This window comes from Aestuariivirga sp. (genome assembly GCF_020252395.1).
Taxonomy (GTDB): Bacteria; Pseudomonadota; Alphaproteobacteria; order Rhizobiales; family Aestuariivirgaceae; genus Aestuariivirga.
Genome location: NZ_JADCDB010000003.1, coordinates 1 through 16,352, shown reverse-complemented (window position 1 = coordinate 16,352; position 16,352 = coordinate 1). Strand labels below are relative to the sequence as shown.

Genomic DNA, 16,352 nt, shown 5'->3' with positions numbered 1-16,352 from the left:
CCAGACCAGAGTCAAGAGTCGGAAAAACATAGCAAGAAGACCAGCAATCTTATCCTTTCTGATGGTCAGAATTTTATCGAAGTCAATCCAAAGACAAAGAAAGTCTTATCCGTGAATACAATCATACGAGGAAGTTCATGTCCGCAGATAACCATCCGCTCAAACTCGCAGGCAGTGTCCCGGGACTTCGGGATTATATGGTGCTACGCTGCGCGCATGCTGTTCGATATTCCCGACCACCAGACGCTTTACCAGGCCCTCGTCTCCCGCAACGAGCTGTACGACGGGCGCGTCTATGTCTGCGTCTCGTCCACTGGCATCTTCTGTAGGCTGAGCTGCGTCGCGCGCAAGCCCAAACCGGAGAACTGCACGTTCTTCGGTTCCATCGGCGAGTGCATGGAGGCCGGGTACCGGCCCTGCCTTCGCTGCCACCCATTGCAGCAGACCGTCTCTAGGGAGCCGGTTATCGCCGCCCTGATTGCGGAGCTGGACCGGCGGCCAGGGCATCGCTGGACCGAGCAGGACATCATGCGCTTGGGTCACGACCCCTCGACCGTGCGTCGAGCCTTCAGGCGCCACCTAGGCCGTACCTTCCTGGAGCTCGCCCGACAGCGACGCCTGCGCGAGGGCTTCACGGCGCTGGCGGAGGGCGACAAAGTCATCATGGCCCAGCAGGACGCAGGCTACCAATCACCCAATGCCTTCCGCGAGGCCTTCGCCCGCCTGATGGGGGCAAGCCCGTCGCAGTTCGGCACCCGCGGTGTGCTTCTGGCCGATTGGTTTGCGACGCCCTTGGGCGACATGATCTGCGTCGCCTCGGCGCGACATCTCCACCTGCTGGAGTTCGCTGACCGTAAAGCGCTTCCGGTCGAATTGCACAAGCTGCGCGAAAACGTGAAGGGGGACCTCGGCATCGGTCGCTACGCGCCGACCGAACAGGTCAGAGACGAACTGGGCAGTTACTTCGCCGAGGCGCGGGACCGCTTCGAGGTGCCGCTGGCGCTGCACGGGTCCGAATTTACCCGGGCCGTCTGGATGGAACTGCAGCGCATACCCGCCGGGCACACGCGCAGCTATTCCGAGATCGCCCGGCGGCTCGGGCACCCGTCGGCCGTGCGCGCGGTGGCGCGGGCCAACGGTGCCAACCAGATTTCGATCGTCATCCCGTGCCATCGAGTCATTGGTGCCGACGGCGCGCTGACCGGCTACGGCGGCGGGCTCTGGCGCAAGCAGAAGCTGATCGAGATCGAACGCAACCTGCGTGACTGTGTCACGCAGGACCGGCCTTCGCAGGCAGGATGAACTGCCTTACGAATAATTGGTCGAGCATCCTGCCATGCATGGCCATAGCCACAGCATGGGTCTTGTTGCTGGAGTGCAGCTTCCGGTAGCAAGCCCGCAAGTAGCCGTCGACCGTCTTCTCAGAAAGGTCAAGGATCTGCGAGGTCTCCCAGCTGGACTTTCCTGCCGCGGCCCAGCTGAGCACCTGCAACTCACGCTTCGACAACTCTTCGAAAGCTAGCGGCCCATGGGCGTGGTACTGGACGTGGTGGATGTGGAAGAGATAGGCGAGATGCTCCAGATCGGCGCGGCGTTCCGTCAGCAGCGCCTCCCAGTCGCGGCGAGGCAGGGCGGAGTTCATTGAGAACAGCGCCCTGCGATTCTCGCAGTCGGAGATATGCACCGAGAGGCCACAGGAGTGAATCCCGTACTCCCGGGCCTCGCCGAAGAACCGCACGAGCTTCCGGTCCGAAAGATCGAGATCAAGCCAGTTTAGCGTGCGCTTGTGCGAAAGGCCCAGGCCGATCACTGGATCGATGGTGAAGTAATCCTGCTCAATGTAGCGGTCTTTCCAGTCGGCCGAATAGTTCGTCAGGATCTCTGCCGCGTTGGCGCTTCCGGCGTCCGGCGGACGCAGATAGCAGATCTTGTCGATCCCGAGGTGCGCGAGGATGCTCGTCGCGGTTTCCACCAGATCCGTAGCGCGCTTCTCAAGGAGTAAAGTTTCGAACCTCTCAGAAAGCGTTTCCTGCATCACAAAATCCTGCTCAATGGTCGGCCAATGATTTCGAAGACGCAAAGTGAGATCAAATAAACTTCCGTGCGGCCTCTGTCAATGCGCGGTTTCTAGCCAGATAGGGGGCAGGCCCGAAGCTAACGCGGGCCACGCCGGCAGCGGCCAGCGGCGCGAGATCTGCCCCGGTGTCCAGCACCATCACGTTCACCGGCAGGTCGACCCCAGCGACGACCTCGGCCACCAATTCGGGCGCGCCGAGCAGCGGAACGAAGAAACAGTCCGCGCCTGCCTCGGCGTAGCGTCGCCCGCGCGAGATGGCAGCAGTCACCAGCGTCGCGTGATCGCCCCCGTCCCCCGCCTGCAGGAACAGGTCCGTCCGGGCATTGATGAACATCGGCACGCCGCTGTCCTTCGCCGCTGCCCGGACCGCCGCGATCCGCGCCGCCTGCATCTCCACCGGATAGAGGCCGCTGCCGCCGACCACCTGATCCTCGAAGTTCAGGCCGATGGCCCCCGTCCGGATCAGCCGAGCGACATTGGCCCGGATGGTGTCGGGATCGGCGGCGTAGGCGCCTTCGAAATCGACGGTGACGGGCAGGTCGACCGCCGCCACGATCCGCGTCACGAGCGACAGGACGAAGTCGAGCGGGATCGCCTCGCCGTCCGAGTATCCCTGCGCAGCGGCGACGGACATCGACCCGGTCGCGATGGCCTTCGCGTCTGCCTGGGCCACCGCGCGGGCACCACCGGCGTCCCAGATATTGTACAAGATCACGGGCCGGCCCCTGACATGCAAGGCTCTGAAGACGTCCGCCTTTTCGATCTGGCTCATGGTCCGCTCCATATTCGGCGAGGGTTTCGGTTGTGTAGGCGATCCCGCAAGGCGGGAGCGCCTGATATCGGGCACCGATATGATTTTCTCATCCCACGGCGCGCAGATCCGGCGGCGTGCGGCATTCGGCGATGTGATCCAGGTACGGCGCGGCCAGTGCGAGCCAGTCCTGGGGCCTAAGTGCAACGGAATGGTCTAGCCGCCCCGAGTTGAACCACAGGAGCGGCCGGTCGAGAAGGCCGTAGTCTGCCACGGTAAGCAGCTCGGCGTTCTGGGCGATCGGCATCACGCAACCGCTGACACAGCGCGTCAGCGTCTCAGTCGTCTTCTGGTCGGCGAAGCGTGCCTCGATCCCGCCGAAGCAGCGTGCCACCCGGACGAGGTCCACGCGCTGGTGACCACAGACGATCGCGATCGCATAGAGCCGGTCCTTGCGACCGAGTTTGACCCGGACCACGATGGACTTTGCCGCGTCCTCGATCCGGTGGCGCCGGATTTCAGAGGCACGCACGGTGTTGCCCTCGGCCGAGTGCGATAGTGTTTGCACAGGGATGCGGGTACGTCGAAGGCGGGACATGAGGTTCCGGTGGGCGTAATCGTCAATGTCGGCAACGCGCATGGACATCGGCCTTCCTGTCATCTTCGGGATCATTGCACGGTCGAACGACGCGCTTGATCGAGCAGCAGGCTGGCGGTGACTTGGTCCGCCATTGCATCGAGCGGGACGGCACCGTACCGCAGCACCTCGCCGTGGAAACGACGCAGGTCGAAGTCGCGGCCTAGCGCCTTGTGCGCGTCGGCGCGCAGCCGCAGCAGCCACGCCTTGCCCATGGCATAGGAGAGCGCCTGCGCAGGGTACTCGATGTACCGCGCGATCTCGCGCTCCGCCCGAGCGGTCGCGAAGCCGGTGACGTCCATGAAACAAGCCAGCGCCTTCTCGAAGGACCAACCTCGCGCATGCAGGCCGGTATCGACTATTAGCCGTGCCGCCCGCAGCAGCTCCATCCCGATCTTGCCGCGCAGCGCCGCCCGGGTTACGTAAAGGCCTTCTTCCGCGGCGAGTTCCTCGCAGTAGAGGCCCCAACCCTCAATGAAGGAGTTGAACCACGAGGCTCGGCGGTAGTCGGGACTCGCAACGGAGCGCGCGATCTCGAATTGCAGGTGGTGGCCGGGTATCGCCTCGTGGAACACCATCGCCTGCACTGCCCCGCAGGGTTGCCCGACAAGCGCCGCGTGGTTGACCATAAGCGTGCCGGGCCGAGCGTCGTTGCCCGGAATATAGTAGGCGGGCGGGGAAGCGGCGGAGAGATGGGCGGGAATCGCCTCGCTGCGCATCGGGCCGATCCGGTCGAAGTCGAACCGGTCGGCAAAGCTGCGCCGCGCGGCGTCCAGAAAGGTGCACATCTCGGCCGCCACATCCGCAGGGGTCGCGTTGACGGCTTCGTTCGGCCGGGGAGCCAGCATCTCCTCGACCGAGGCTTGTGCGTCCATCTCGCACAAGGTCGCCAGCGCGTCGCGCAAGCGCGCCACCTCGGCGAGACCGTATGCATGGATTTCATCGGCCGCAGCCGCACGGTCGGTGTGCAAGGCCACCAGACGCTCGTAGTCGGCGCGCCCGCCAGGGACATGGCAAAGGCCCGGCCGATCATTGCCACGGGTCGTTGCCCAAGTGTGTTCGAGGCCCCCGACGTATCGTGCGACGGCCGGGCTGACGTGGCGCTCGAAGAGCGCCGAGGCTTCGGCCGCGAAGTCCGGTGTGACCTCAGCGGGAAGCAGGTCGCGACCTTGGTTCCGCTCCAGCGCGGACCAGTCCCGCAGCGCTTGCTTCAGGCTGCGGTCGAGCGGTGTCCGGCCCCGGCTCGCGGCCCGCGCGGAGGCATCCAGACAACCGTCGAGATACCCCCCGACCGAGGCGAGTGCCTCGAGGAACCAAGCCCGCGCGGCCGGGCAATCCACTGGCAGGGTGGGAAAGAGGCCGCTGACCCGACCCAGCGGCGAGTGGTCGTAGCCGGTGAGGAAAATGGCCCAGAAGGCGGTGTCGAGCCTCAGCCGGGCCTCCTCCATCTGCCGGGCCACAATGGCGCGGGCCAGCGGGTCATCCTGACGGGTCGAAGGCAACGATGCCAGCGCCGCCTCCTGCGCGTCGAGGCCTGAGCGCAGGTCGGCTTCCCACCCGGCGGAGATCGCGGGAAGGACATGCGCCGGGCGAGGGAGGACGCGGAAGGCGTCGTCGAGCGGGTCCATGCGCTGTCGCAGGTCGAGCACGGCGGCACCGATGGAGTCTATGGTATTCTGGGGCATGTCAGCCTCCGCTACCGGATGCCCCGGCCGCGTCCGGAGCTGCGGGGAGCGTGTCGGCGGGGGCGCGCATCCCGACGACGCAGAGCATGCCCGAGATCAGTGCGAGCGCCAAACAGATGAGCCAGATGAGCCCGCTATGGCTGTTGAAGATCGCGATCCCGACAATGGGTCCGATGGCCAGTCCGGCAGAGAAGGCGGCCTGGTTCGCGCTGATGTAGAGGCGCCGCACCGCGAGCGGGAAGCGCGCGGGATAGGCAAACATCGTCGGCCCGCTGATTATCAGCCCACCGACCAGCAGCACGGTGCTGGCCATTTGTCCGGCCGCGCTATGCAGGGTCAGACCGAAGGAGGCAACGCCAAGGCAGAGCACAGTGGTCCCCAGCGCAGCCGGTTTCCAGACGGGATAGCGGCGCACGATCGAGCTGATCTTGAGCTCGCAGAGGATGAGAACCACCGCGTAAGTGCTTAGCAGCGTCGAGTAGACCTTGAGGGGCATCCCCTGCGCCTCAATCCCAATCGGCACGGTGGCATAGAACTGGGCGAAGACGATCGAACTCAGGAACATGGCGCCCAGGAAGGCAATGAACCGCCCGTCTCGCATCAGATGCGACCAGGCCGAGGTCGCGGAGGGCGTGCCGACGTCGTCCCGGGCATCCCCGGTGGCGGGACGCGGGTCGCGGATGAAGGCCGCCGCCATGCCAGCGAAAAGCAGGCTCGTAAAGGCATTGAAGCCGAAGACGAGATCCCAGTTCCAAGCCGCGAGTGCGGTCGCCACGACCGGCCCGACTGCACCGCCCAGGTTCAGCGCAATGCGCAGCATCGAGAAGCCCATGACCTGAAGGTCCTGGCGGAAGTGATGGCTGAGGATGTTAGCCGCCGCGGGGCGGTACATCTGGGCGAAGACGCCAGCCAGGGCGATGGACCCGGCCCAGGCAAAAACCGGCAGGTCCGGGCGGACGCCAATTGGGATCATCGCGACGAAGAGCGCGGTGCAAAGCGAGGCGAGCATGATTGTGCTCCGGTCGCCAATCCGCGCCGCGAGGGGCGCCGCCAGAAGCGTGCCGAGGATCGAGCCGGCGGAGAAAGTGGCGAGGCCCCAGCCCGCCTGCAGCGTATCGAAGCCGCGTGCCACCATGAACACGATGATATAGGCCTGGATAAAGTACCCTAGCTGGTTGATGAAGGCCCCTGCAAGGAGGAAGCGCACGGTCAGCGACGTGCCCTTCAGCACCTGCAGGACGGTCGGATTCTGGTCGTGAGGGTGCATGCTCATGAGGGCGTGACTTGCGCTGGAGAATGATAGAGCGAGACTTGGCGGCAGAGGCCGTCCGGGTCGCAGCGGAGCCGGGCCGCGACCAGCTCGTCGGCAAAACCGGAGAGGTGGCGGTTGGCGAACGCGTCGTCGTCCGAATCGGGAAAGTTGATGTAGCCGCCCGCCGCCATGTGCGGCGCGGCCAGCTCGTCGAGGTCGCGCAGCCAGCGATCCTGCCGGGCGATGTCGGCCGCACTTTCCTGCGCCGTCCATGAGGTGTCGAACGAGGCGAGGTAGTGTGCATCGCGTCCGGCGGCGCAGGAGCGCGCGCGCGGCGTGTCGGCCACCGCCCCGCCCCAGGCGAAGAGCCCGAAGCCTGCACCGTCAGGGTTGCGTGTCGGCGGCCAGTTCCCCACGTGTGCGGCCATGGCCTCCAGCGTGTCCGTACCCACCGGCCGGGGGGCGAAGCGGCTCTTGATCCGGAAGGCCCCGCCCGAAGTCACGTGCCTTGCCCCGGCCATCGCCTCGGCGTAGGGCATCGTCCGCTGGTGCCAGTCGGCGGGCTGCGGGATACCCGCGAGGTGCCGTGCTAGCAGGGCTTCGTCGCCGCCCATCACTTGGCCTGAAACGGTTATCCGCAGGGTGCAGTCCGCGCCAGTGATGTTCGTCCCAACGCGCATCGAAAGCGCACGCGGCGCCGAAACCAGCGCCTGTTCCAGCCTACCCAGGAGGCCCGGCTGCCAGGACCAGCTGCCGCCGAAGGCCGTGACGGGACTGGTCTCGTAGGTCTCGAAGATCAGAGTCGTGACCGCCCCGAGCCAGCCGCCGCCCGCACCCCGCACAAGTCGCATGAGCGCCGGTTCGCTGGCGTCATTCAGCCTAAGCACCTCGCCGCCCCAGGTGACGAGCTCGACCTCGACGAGGGCATCGCAGGTAAGGCCGCGGCTGCGCGAGGTGTAGGCCGCCCCGCCACCCATCGCAAGCCCGGCGATGCCGACGTCCTGGTTGGTTCCGGTTGAGATCGCGCGGTCGTGCGGACGCAGGGTGTCGTTGATTGCGGCCACGCGGGTCGCACCACCGACGGTGAGACGCATGGTTACAGGGTTGTAGAACGTGCCGGTGAACGCATTCAGGTTGAGTATGACCTCGCCCGAGAGCGAGCGCCCCTCGAAGTCGTGGCCGGTGCTGCAGATGCTCAGGGTCCGGCAATGCTGTCGCGCCTCGGCGATCGCCGCCACGAGTTCAGAGGTGTTGCGCGGCGTCACGACCGAAGCGATGCGGGGCAGGCGGACCGCCTCGTTGTAGGGCGAAAGGCGCTCTAGCTGAAGAAGGTCACGTGCCATCGGGGATCTCCCTTAGGTAGGAGACGCCGCTGCATGCGACCGGTGAGAAACGTTGCCATTCCTCGCGCAGGTGCACGAGGTTGTCCGGCCCAACCTCGGCGGTGCTGGTACACTGTCCGGAAATCACCTGGTTCGCCGCATCGACCATGGAGTAGGAGAACTGCAGGGTGCCATCTTCCCGCACGACGCCGCAGAGGCAGCCATAGCGGATGTCGGCCCCTTGGAAGCTTCCGTGAAGTACATCTCCACGCTGGCGATAGACCGCTGTCGGGGCCTCGAGCACGTCGCTACGCGTGAATCGCCGACCGTCGTAGTCAATGCGTTGCGACATCGGCAAGCTCCTGTTCGGGTTCGCAGGCAATGGTGATGGCGGCCGCCGCCACCTCGGCGAGGCGGCGGGCCGCAGCGGCATCGTCTGCCTCGATCGTCACCGATCCGGGACGCTGCCAGGACGAGACCAGCGGTGCTACGAGATCGCCCGGCTTGACGGAGATGTGGACCTGCTTTATGCCCGGTGCGGCTAGCGCGACCTCGTCGCGGATGACCTGTCTGACTCGGCCCTCGGGGGCGTCGAGAAAGCGCACCAGCGCAGCCTTGCGGGGCCGCTCGGGCAGTATACCCGTGTCTTCGCCGCGCATGAGCGCGTGGTAGGCGGCCACAATGTCGAAACCCCAGGCACGACAGATCAAGTCGATGATCCCGTCGCCGGCGAATCTGCCCGCGCATTCCACGAGATGCGGCACGCCCCGGTTCATGAGCCATTCGCAATGCACGATGCCGGTGCCGAAGCCGGTCACCGTCACCAGACGAGCGGTATCGGCCACCAGGCGGGCATAGTCGTTAGGTGCCAGGTCGGCGGGCACGAGGTGCATGCGCTCGATCGGGCGGTCGCCGGGGTAGAGCGATTTTGCGGTGACGTTGGCGAACAGCAGGTTGCCGTCGCGGATCAGCGCCTCGACACTGAATTCCCGTCCCTCGACGAACTCCTCGACAAGGGTCAGTGGCGGCAGCGCCGTCTGCGGCTCCAACACGCCCTCGTCGCGGGCCTGGCAGATGTCCCAGGCCGCCACAAGGTCCGCCGGATTGCGCACGATCACCGTGCCAACGGAAGCCTGCCGGTTGCGGGGCTTGAGGATCACCGGGCGGCCGAGGTCGGCGGCGAAGGCCCGGGCCTCGGCCAGCGAGGCGACCGGTTTCGAGCGCGGGTTGCGGATCCCGCCCGCTTCGGAAACCCTGCGCAGCAGGTGCTTGTCGCGCAGCGTGCGGGCCGCCTCGTACCCGGCACCGGGCACGCCGAAGAATTCGGAAAGATACGCAGCCGCGGGCGTGCCGTATTCGTTCAGGGGCACGACACTCGCCACGACCTCGCGGGCGAGCGCCGAGTGGATCGCGTCGAGCGCGGCCGGATCGGTGTGGCAGGCGGCGATTACCCGGTTGACACCCGGAAGGGCTGCGACCGCAACTTCGATCCCGCGCCGCGCCACGACGGCGGGCTCTTCGATCACGATGATCGACCCGGCGGGGCGCAGCGCGTTCAGCGACGCGAGGCCGGCCTGCGTGTAGCCGACGGCGATCGTCCTAGCCTCCGACATGGTCCACCTCCTCGACGATAACCCGAAGTTTGGCACTCTTGCGGTTCAGCGTCTCAACCACGTCGGCGTAGCTGGTGCCGCGGACGCCCAGGAACCCGACGATGGAATTGCCGCGCGGCGGGCGCCGCAGCTCGGTGCCGACCGCAGCCACAAGCTTAAAGAAGAAAACCGACGGATCGTCGCGCAGCGCTTCCGCGCCTTCGATGCCGGAGATCTGCCCTTCGTAACCCATAAGGCAGGCAGCGGCAGTGTGTACTCCGGTCGGGCCCGCCGGGCGCGGCCCCGGAATCTGCCCCAGCGCCAGCCTCGCCACCATGTCCAGCGGGTCGTAGCCGAAGGATTCCCCGGCCATGAGGTTCAGCCCGCCGCCACCCGGGCGGATGCCGATCTCGACGATGTAGGGGCGGACCTCGTGGAAGCGCACTTCCGCATGGACGGTGACCATGTCGATCTTCTGTGCTGTGCAGGCCAAGCCGATCACCTCGCCCACACGGTGCTGATCTTCGAGTGACAGCCGTGAGGGCGCGTGATGCACATCGTCATCGAAAGTCACGCCTTCGAGGGTGATTCGATCCACAATTGAGCCCAACACGAAGCAGCCGTTGTAGACATAACCCTCGACCAGGTGCTCGGAGCCGTCGAGGAAGCGCTCCACCACCACGCTCGGCGCATCGCGCAGTGGCATCTCTGCCTCCAGCTTTGCCACGGCCATGGTGCTGACGTTCTCCAGCACGAGCTGCGCATAGCGCCGCAGTTCTTCGGGCGTATCGGCCCGGAACACGAAAGAGCTTGCCGATCCCATCGCGGGCTTTACGATGGCGGGGTAGGCACTCTCGGGCCAGGCGGCGAGGTCGGTAATCTCGCGCAACCCGATGAAGTGAGGGTGCGGCACGCCCAGCCCGCGATGCGCGCAGCGCATTTCGAACTTGTCTCGCGACAAGAGCGCCGCGCCGAGCGAGGGATAGGACAGCCCCAACGCCGCGGCGATCTCTGCCGTGGCCAGAACGGAAGGCTCGCACAGCGTGGTGATGCCGTCGAAGGGAGTCTCGCGGTGCCAGCCGGCGGCGGCGGCGATCAGTGTGTCGATGTTGCGCTCGCCCGCGACCCGGTGATGCGCACGGTCGCGCCCCTCTAGCGTGCCAGTGCCGTAGAGCACGTGCACGTCGTAGCCAAGCTTGCAGATATGCGCATAGCGGTCGGCGTAGTAGGTGCCGTACTGCACGGCTTCGATGAAAAGGATGCGTCGGGTCACATCATCACTCCCGGTTTCAGGGTTTCGAGCAGCGCCTCCGCCACCATTGGCGCGCGTTTGAACAGACCGCCGTCGCAGGCAAGGTGCAGGGTGGTCCGCCCGATTTGCCGGATCCGGGGGGCAAGGCTGGCGGCATAGCTGTCGATGCGCCAGCAAACGTCGCCTTCGGTTATGCTGTCCGGGCAGACTGCGACCGCCTCCGGCAACTGCCGTGCGCGAACGAGGAACGCACCGCGCCCGACCGGCGAGGCAACGAAGGCCTCCGCTTCCGCGCGACTGTCGAAACAAAGGTCCGAGGCGCTGATCTTCGCGGGTTGGGCGCCTACCGCGGGCGTCCCCCAGAGTCCATGCCCGGCCTTATGCTGAACGAACGGCGTACGGACCGCGGGGGGAACGCGCGGGAGCTCGGCGCAAACCTGCCAACGCATCTGGATGGCCCCTGGATCTCCAGCAAGGTCGGCACTGCCCTGTCCCGCCGCCACGATCGCGGCATCGGGGCGCATCAGCTGCCCGTCCGCAAGCCGCAGGGCGCGACCTTCAGCCTCGATCCGCATGACTTTGGTGCGATGCCAGGTGAAATGCGGCTCGGCGTCCAGCCTGGCGTGGAGGAGCACGCGCACCCGCGCGGTATCGAGACAGAAGGCCAGGGGTTCGGCGACCTGGTGCGCATCTTCCAGATGCACGACAGGACGCGCATCGACCGCGCCGTGCCCCAGAAGCTTGAGCACCGCGCTCCAGGGCCGCGTGTTGTCGCCTGCGCCGATGCGCGGATCGCGAACGATTCGGGCGCCATTCCAAGAGATCGCACCGTCGTCTCCGGGATCGACGAGGTCGACGGTGTCGCCCTGGCGCAGCGCCCAGAACGCCGCCAACAGCCCGAGGACACCACCGCCGACGATAGCGATCCTTGCCATCACGCGGCGTCCCGGGGGCCGGGCGTCTCAGGGTCGAGCCATAGGGCGAGCGGCCGAGGCATCCACTCCTCGCGTGTCGTGGTGACATCCCCTTGCTTCAGGATCGGGTCGGCCAGCCATGCGAGAGCCTGGAACTGCGCCGCCAGCTGGCCAGCGTCACCTGGCGGCAGCGACGCAGCCATCCGGTCGAGCCGCCCGAGATGCTTAGCCAGCATGCGTGCTGCGCCGGCCGTCGAGAAGGATGCGAGCGACATGTGGCCAATCATCTCGGCCAGCATCAACGCGATGTCCGCCGCCGCAGCCACCCGGTCCTGCGGCGTGATCTCCACCGGCTGCACGGCCATAAAGATGCGGTTCCAAGGCGCGACGAGGCAGCGATCCGTTACCCGCACGAAGGCGTCGCGCGAGAACGACCGCTCGGTCGCTTCTGGGGCGGTCCAGCAAAGGAAGAACCGCACCGCCGATGCACCGAATTCCTGCAGAAGGTCGCCCATCAGGACGACATGGCCGCGGCTTGTGGATATCTTTTCGTCGTCCAACTCGTAGAAGTGGTTCGAATAGTAGTTGACGGGCAGCATGAAGCGCCCGTCGTGCGCGAGCAGCATCGCCAAGTGCGTCACACCCCAAAAGTATACGTTGTCGAGCCCGAGGAAGTAGACAAGGTCAGTGTGCCTGTCCTGCCAAGCTTGCAAGCCGGTCTGGACGGCACCGTCGCGGGCCGCCGCCGTGCAGTACATCGACGCCGCCATGCCTTCAGCCCAAGCGTTGAAGACCTGCCCAGGCACTTCGTCGTAGCACGCCGGAATTCCCCAGGCCAGCGGGTAGGTCACCGGGAAATCCGGCAGCGGGCCCGCAAGGGCCTGTGAGATGATGCGGCGGGCACCGGGGCGAAGCGCGGCCAGGCGTTCGGGGTTGTAGTATGCTTCAATCCGCCCGCGCAGCGGCTCCAGTTCCAGAACGAGGATTTCCGTCTCGTGGAACTCCAGGTCGCGATTGCCGGACAGTACGGAATGCGGATTGCGCAGGGTCTCGCAGGCGACGGGCTGCCCGCAGCTTTCGCAGAGCCCGCCGCGCGACTCGGCGAGGCAGTGCGGACATTCGCCCGCCACCAGCCCCTCGACGACAAAACACGCCTCCTGCGTGTCCCACGGCAGGAACCGCGTCTTCTTCACCAGCTTGCCCGCAGCATGCAGCGGATCGAGGAAGGCGCGCACCGCAGCCTCATAACCCGCGTCGAAGGGGGCGAAACCGTCGATCCGGATGAGCGCTTGGTCGAGCGAGCGCCGGATGGCCGCGGTTGATTGCGCCGCAAGCGTCGCTGGCTCAATCCCGAGCTTGCGCGCCGACGCGACGGTGAAGGTCTGGCTGTCGTCGGTGCCGGTCACGAACTCGGCCTCGCCGCCTTGCAGCAGGACCCATCGGCGCAGAACGTCGGCGCTCATGTATGGACCCGCTATGTGTCCGATGTGCAGGTCGCCGTTCGGAGTCGGGGGCGGGCCGATGATCAGCAGGCGGTTGTTGGGCACGGTCATGACGCCACATTCCTTTCGGGCAGCATCGAGGCGGCGAGCTGACGAAGACTCATGGCGTCGTCCCACCAGATGCTGTACATGATGAAGTCCGTCGTCCCGCGGTTCACGACGCGGTGGCGGGCGCCCGGCTCGAAGTAGACGGTGTCGCCGCGGGTCAAGGTCACTTCCTCGCCATCCATCTCGATGACGGCTTCGCCTTCGAGGGCAACGAAGATCTCATATTCGTGGTGCGCATGTGGGGTGGAGGCGCTGCCCGGAGCCAAGATGCACCAAGAGCTCTCGAAGGGAGTGGTCAGCGGGAACGGCAGCAGACGCTGAGCTCGCAGCCCGTTTTCGTGCACCAGCATCTTCGGGTCGAAGCGCTTGACGCGCTGATCGGCGGCGCAGCGGCGCAGCGAATTCCGCTGGATCAGCGCGCCGACCTCCTGTGCCCGCACACTTTGAACGCTGAGAAGGGAGTCAGCGATTCCATGGGTGCCTTCGTTGACACCGAGGACGAAGCACATCGCGGACTCAGAACCCTGCGCCCCGAGTTCGAGCCGGTAGAAGCGATCGATGATGACCTCGTCGACGCCCGCGGCGCGGGCAGTCTCGAGGATCAGTCGCGGCATCTGCGGGTCGAAACCGGTGCCAAGCAGCACGAGATCAAACCGAGCTTCGCTCGGGCCATCGAGCTTCGAATGCAGGCGCATTGTCACCGCTGCGTCATCCACCATGGCGTGGCGGATCCAGGTCAGCGGCCGGATTTCGAGGTCACCCCGTCCGTCGAGCTTCCGCTGATATCGCTGTGCATAGAGCGCCTCGACGGTATGCGGCGCAAGACCCGCGTAGTTGGCGCGGTGCATCTGCTCGAGCACCAGCGCGCGGTCCTCCCCGGGCAGCGCATTGAAGCTGTCGATGAAGTCGGGATAGAAGTACTCGTTGGTGAACTTGCTGGTCTCGTAGCCCATCAGCCCGATTGAGCGCATGATCATCGTTCGCTTGGCGTCGGGAAAACGTCGTCCGATTTCCAGCGTCATCTCGGCGGCACTCTGGGCGCTGCCGATGATGGCGACGGAGCGGATTGCCTCGGGGGCAAACCGTCCGATACGCTGCATGAAGGCGGTGGAGTGGATGATGCGATCGTCCGGAAGGTCCATCAGCTCCTGCGGAATGCGGGCTTCTCGCCCGATTCCGATGACAACATGACGTGCTGTCAGCGAAAGCCTGGCCTCGGTCTCGACGCGCCATCCGGTGATACGGTGTCCTTCGCGGATCGGAGCCACCTGCGTCACCCGCTGCCCGAGCTTTAGCCGCACGTTGGTAAGCAGGTCTGCGACCCACGCATGGTAGCGCGAAACCTCCTCGCGCAACGGGAATGCGCTGCCCATGTTGATGAAATCGTCGATCTGTCCTGTTGAATGCAGGTAGTTGAGGAAGGTGAACCGGCTTTTGGGATCGCGAAGGGTCGCGAGGTCCTTGACGTAATTCACCTGGCTGAGCGCGCCGGGGACCATCAGTCCGGGCTGCCAGGCGATCGTCTCGCAGGCTTCGAGCATTACGCTGCGGGCCGCGATGGCCGGCGAGGTTTCATCGAGCATGGCGGCCAAGGCGAGGTTGCCCGGACCGGCGCCGATCATGATGACGTCAAAGTTCAGATCATGCGTGATCATGATGTCAAATCTCGCTCGTTGAAAGGGCACCGACCGTGGTACCGGTGCCGGACGGGGTCGCGGCACGCCAGTCGAACTCGGTCGCGAGACTAGCGGCGAGGGTCACGCAGTCGGCGGGATCAGGGCCATGCGCGATGGCGTAACCGACACGCCCGAGGTGGTGCTCCGGCGGCAGACCGACAATGTCGCCAGGTCGGGCAAGGCGAGTGGCGCTTCCCTGCGCCAGACCCAGGATCCGCGCCTCGGGTGCCATGACCTCGGCCACGGTGAGGTTGCGGTCGGGGTATCGGAATGCGATGGCAGCACAGCCGCGGCCTGCGCCCCTTGACGGCAGGGTGACCGGGTCGCCCGCGGCAACCTGGCCGGCAAGAAGACCGGGCCGCATCCCCATCGCCAGCGTGGCCAGCCAGGGGATGAAGTCGCCTCCCAGCCGCCCGTTAATCTCTATGATTACGGGACCGTTCGCGGTCAGTTTCAACTCGGTATGGGTGATGCCGTCGCCGAAGCAGATGGCGGCGTGTGCGCGGTTAAGCACGTCGCGCAGCACCGCATCGTCCAGCAGCGGGTCTGCCGCGTCGACAAGATGCGCAATCTCCTCGAAGAACGGTGCCATGCCCACCGATTTCCGCCCGACGAAGAGCGGCGTGTACCGGCCGCTGAAATAGATGCCGTCGATGCTGATCTCCGGGCCTTCGGCGATGAACTCCTCGACCAGGACACCGGTCAGGCTGCGGTCGGATCCGCTGCGACTGGCGGCCTGAGCCCTGCCGAAGGCCTGGCGTAGGTCTGCGGGGCCTGTCACTAGGGCAACGCCGATGCTCCCTCCCATGTCGCGCGGTTTAACTACGCAGGAATAGCCGACCGTCTCGGCGAAGCTAGCGGCATCTTCCGCGTCGTAGCACTGCCGGGAGCGGGGCTGCGGTAACCCCGCCTCAGTGAGCCGCGTGCGGCACAGCGCTTTGTCGCGGCAGCCGCGAATTCCCAACGCGCCCGGCGTCGGCAGCCGGAACAGTGCCGCACAGTCTGCGGCCACAAGAACGTAGCGTTCATCCCAGCAGACGATGCCGTCTAAGCCGCCGTCCTGCATTAGATCGGCAACCGCCGCCTCGATCAGGTCGGGGCGGAATGCCTCGATTCGCGTGGCCCCGCGCAGCCGGGTGCGTTGCCAGGTCGGCTCTGCCGTATCGATCAGCCAGATGTCATAGCCTTCGCTGATCTGCTCAAGTAGGTACGACCGATAGCGCTCGTCGCCACAGCCGATCAGTGCTAGGCATTTAAGTTCCTGTGCCATCATGTCCTCTGTCCTTTGATATCAGGGATCTCGGTACCGTTCCGATAAGGCTATTTCCACTGAAGCGACGGCCGTACGACCGTCAGGCGGCGGCGCATTGCCCTCGGCGGATAAGCCCTTGACGCAGCGCATCCGACGCGTCCGCGCCGACAGGGAAGAGCGCGGCAACCGTGCGTAGGCCACGATCCAGGATGATCTCCGGGCCGAGCCGTTCGAAACGGCAGCCGACGCGCACTAGAGCATTTTCACGCTTAGCGGAATCGCGGATTTTCTTAGGGCCTGTTTGGTGATTCAGTGTTCATGTTGATTCGGCATGGAGACCTGCGATGGGAGTTGCCTATTCTCAAGATCTGCGTGAACGTGTTCTGAGCGTC

General features: G+C 65.7%; 14 protein-coding genes. 1 reads left to right on the top strand and 13 read right to left on the bottom strand.

The window, feature by feature from the left end:
• Positions 1–216: 216 nt before the first annotated feature.
• On the top strand, positions 217–1,302 hold the full coding sequence (locus IOC82_RS03155) for a bifunctional transcriptional activator/DNA repair enzyme AdaA (protein ID WP_290544728.1): 1,086 nt from the start codon (positions 217–219) through the stop codon (positions 1,300–1,302).
• Here the strand turns inward: IOC82_RS03155 and IOC82_RS03150 are convergent.
• The 13 genes from IOC82_RS03150 to IOC82_RS03090 all read right to left on the bottom strand — a co-directional run bounded on the left by IOC82_RS03150 (position 1,271) and on the right by IOC82_RS03090 (position 15,981).
• Positions 1,271–2,035, bottom strand: a complete 765-nt coding sequence (locus tag IOC82_RS03150) for a LuxR family transcriptional regulator (protein ID WP_290544727.1) — start codon at positions 2,033–2,035, stop codon at positions 1,271–1,273. The two genes, IOC82_RS03155 and IOC82_RS03150, sit on opposite strands and share 32 nt — an antisense overlap.
• A gap of 52 nt (positions 2,036–2,087) precedes the next feature.
• Complete coding sequence (locus IOC82_RS03145) at positions 2,088–2,849, bottom strand: isocitrate lyase/phosphoenolpyruvate mutase family protein (RefSeq protein ID WP_290544726.1); 762 nt, start codon at positions 2,847–2,849, stop codon at positions 2,088–2,090.
• Between the two features lie 88 nt (positions 2,850–2,937).
• Positions 2,938–3,474 carry a YbaK/EbsC family protein gene (locus tag IOC82_RS03140; protein ID WP_290544725.1) on the bottom strand — a complete coding sequence of 179 codons (537 nt, stop codon included), beginning with the start codon at positions 3,472–3,474 and terminating at the stop codon, positions 2,938–2,940.
• A gap of 23 nt (positions 3,475–3,497) precedes the next feature.
• Complete coding sequence (locus IOC82_RS03135; protein WP_290544724.1) at positions 3,498–5,150, bottom strand: DUF885 family protein; 1,653 nt, start codon at positions 5,148–5,150, stop codon at positions 3,498–3,500.
• A gap of 1 nt (position 5,151) precedes the next feature.
• Complete coding sequence (locus tag IOC82_RS03130) at positions 5,152–6,423, bottom strand: MFS transporter (protein WP_290544723.1); 1,272 nt, start codon at positions 6,421–6,423, stop codon at positions 5,152–5,154.
• Positions 6,420–7,745: an FAD-binding protein gene (locus IOC82_RS03125; RefSeq protein WP_290544722.1), complete on the bottom strand. Its 1,326-nt coding sequence runs from the start codon at positions 7,743–7,745 to the stop codon at positions 6,420–6,422. The genes IOC82_RS03130 and IOC82_RS03125 overlap by 4 nt, the downstream gene beginning before the upstream one ends.
• Complete coding sequence (locus tag IOC82_RS03120; RefSeq protein WP_290544721.1) at positions 7,735–8,076, bottom strand: hypothetical protein; 342 nt, start codon at positions 8,074–8,076, stop codon at positions 7,735–7,737. The genes IOC82_RS03125 and IOC82_RS03120 overlap by 11 nt, the downstream gene beginning before the upstream one ends.
• A complete protein-coding gene (locus IOC82_RS03115) occupies positions 8,060–9,337 on the bottom strand; it encodes an ATP-grasp domain-containing protein (RefSeq protein ID WP_290544720.1) in 1,278 nt (425 codons plus the stop codon). Before IOC82_RS03115 ends, IOC82_RS03120 begins: the two co-directional genes overlap by 17 nt.
• Positions 9,324–10,589, bottom strand: a complete 1,266-nt coding sequence (locus IOC82_RS03110; RefSeq protein WP_290544719.1) for an ATP-grasp domain-containing protein — start codon at positions 10,587–10,589, stop codon at positions 9,324–9,326. Before IOC82_RS03110 ends, IOC82_RS03115 begins: the two co-directional genes overlap by 14 nt.
• The gene (locus IOC82_RS03105) at positions 10,586–11,503 is read right to left on the bottom strand and encodes an FAD-dependent oxidoreductase (RefSeq protein WP_290544718.1); all 918 of its coding nucleotides are present in this window, start codon (positions 11,501–11,503) and stop codon (positions 10,586–10,588) included. The genes IOC82_RS03110 and IOC82_RS03105 overlap by 4 nt, the downstream gene beginning before the upstream one ends.
• A complete protein-coding gene (locus IOC82_RS03100; protein WP_290544717.1) occupies positions 11,503–13,035 on the bottom strand; it encodes a class I tRNA ligase family protein in 1,533 nt (510 codons plus the stop codon). Before IOC82_RS03100 ends, IOC82_RS03105 begins: the two co-directional genes overlap by 1 nt.
• Positions 13,032–14,687 carry a SidA/IucD/PvdA family monooxygenase gene (locus IOC82_RS03095; RefSeq protein ID WP_290544716.1) on the bottom strand — a complete coding sequence of 552 codons (1,656 nt, stop codon included), beginning with the start codon at positions 14,685–14,687 and terminating at the stop codon, positions 13,032–13,034. The genes IOC82_RS03100 and IOC82_RS03095 overlap by 4 nt, the downstream gene beginning before the upstream one ends.
• Before the next feature lie 4 nt (positions 14,688–14,691).
• Complete coding sequence (locus IOC82_RS03090; protein WP_290544715.1) at positions 14,692–15,981, bottom strand: ATP-grasp domain-containing protein; 1,290 nt, start codon at positions 15,979–15,981, stop codon at positions 14,692–14,694.
• Positions 15,982–16,352: the final 371 nt, after the last annotated feature.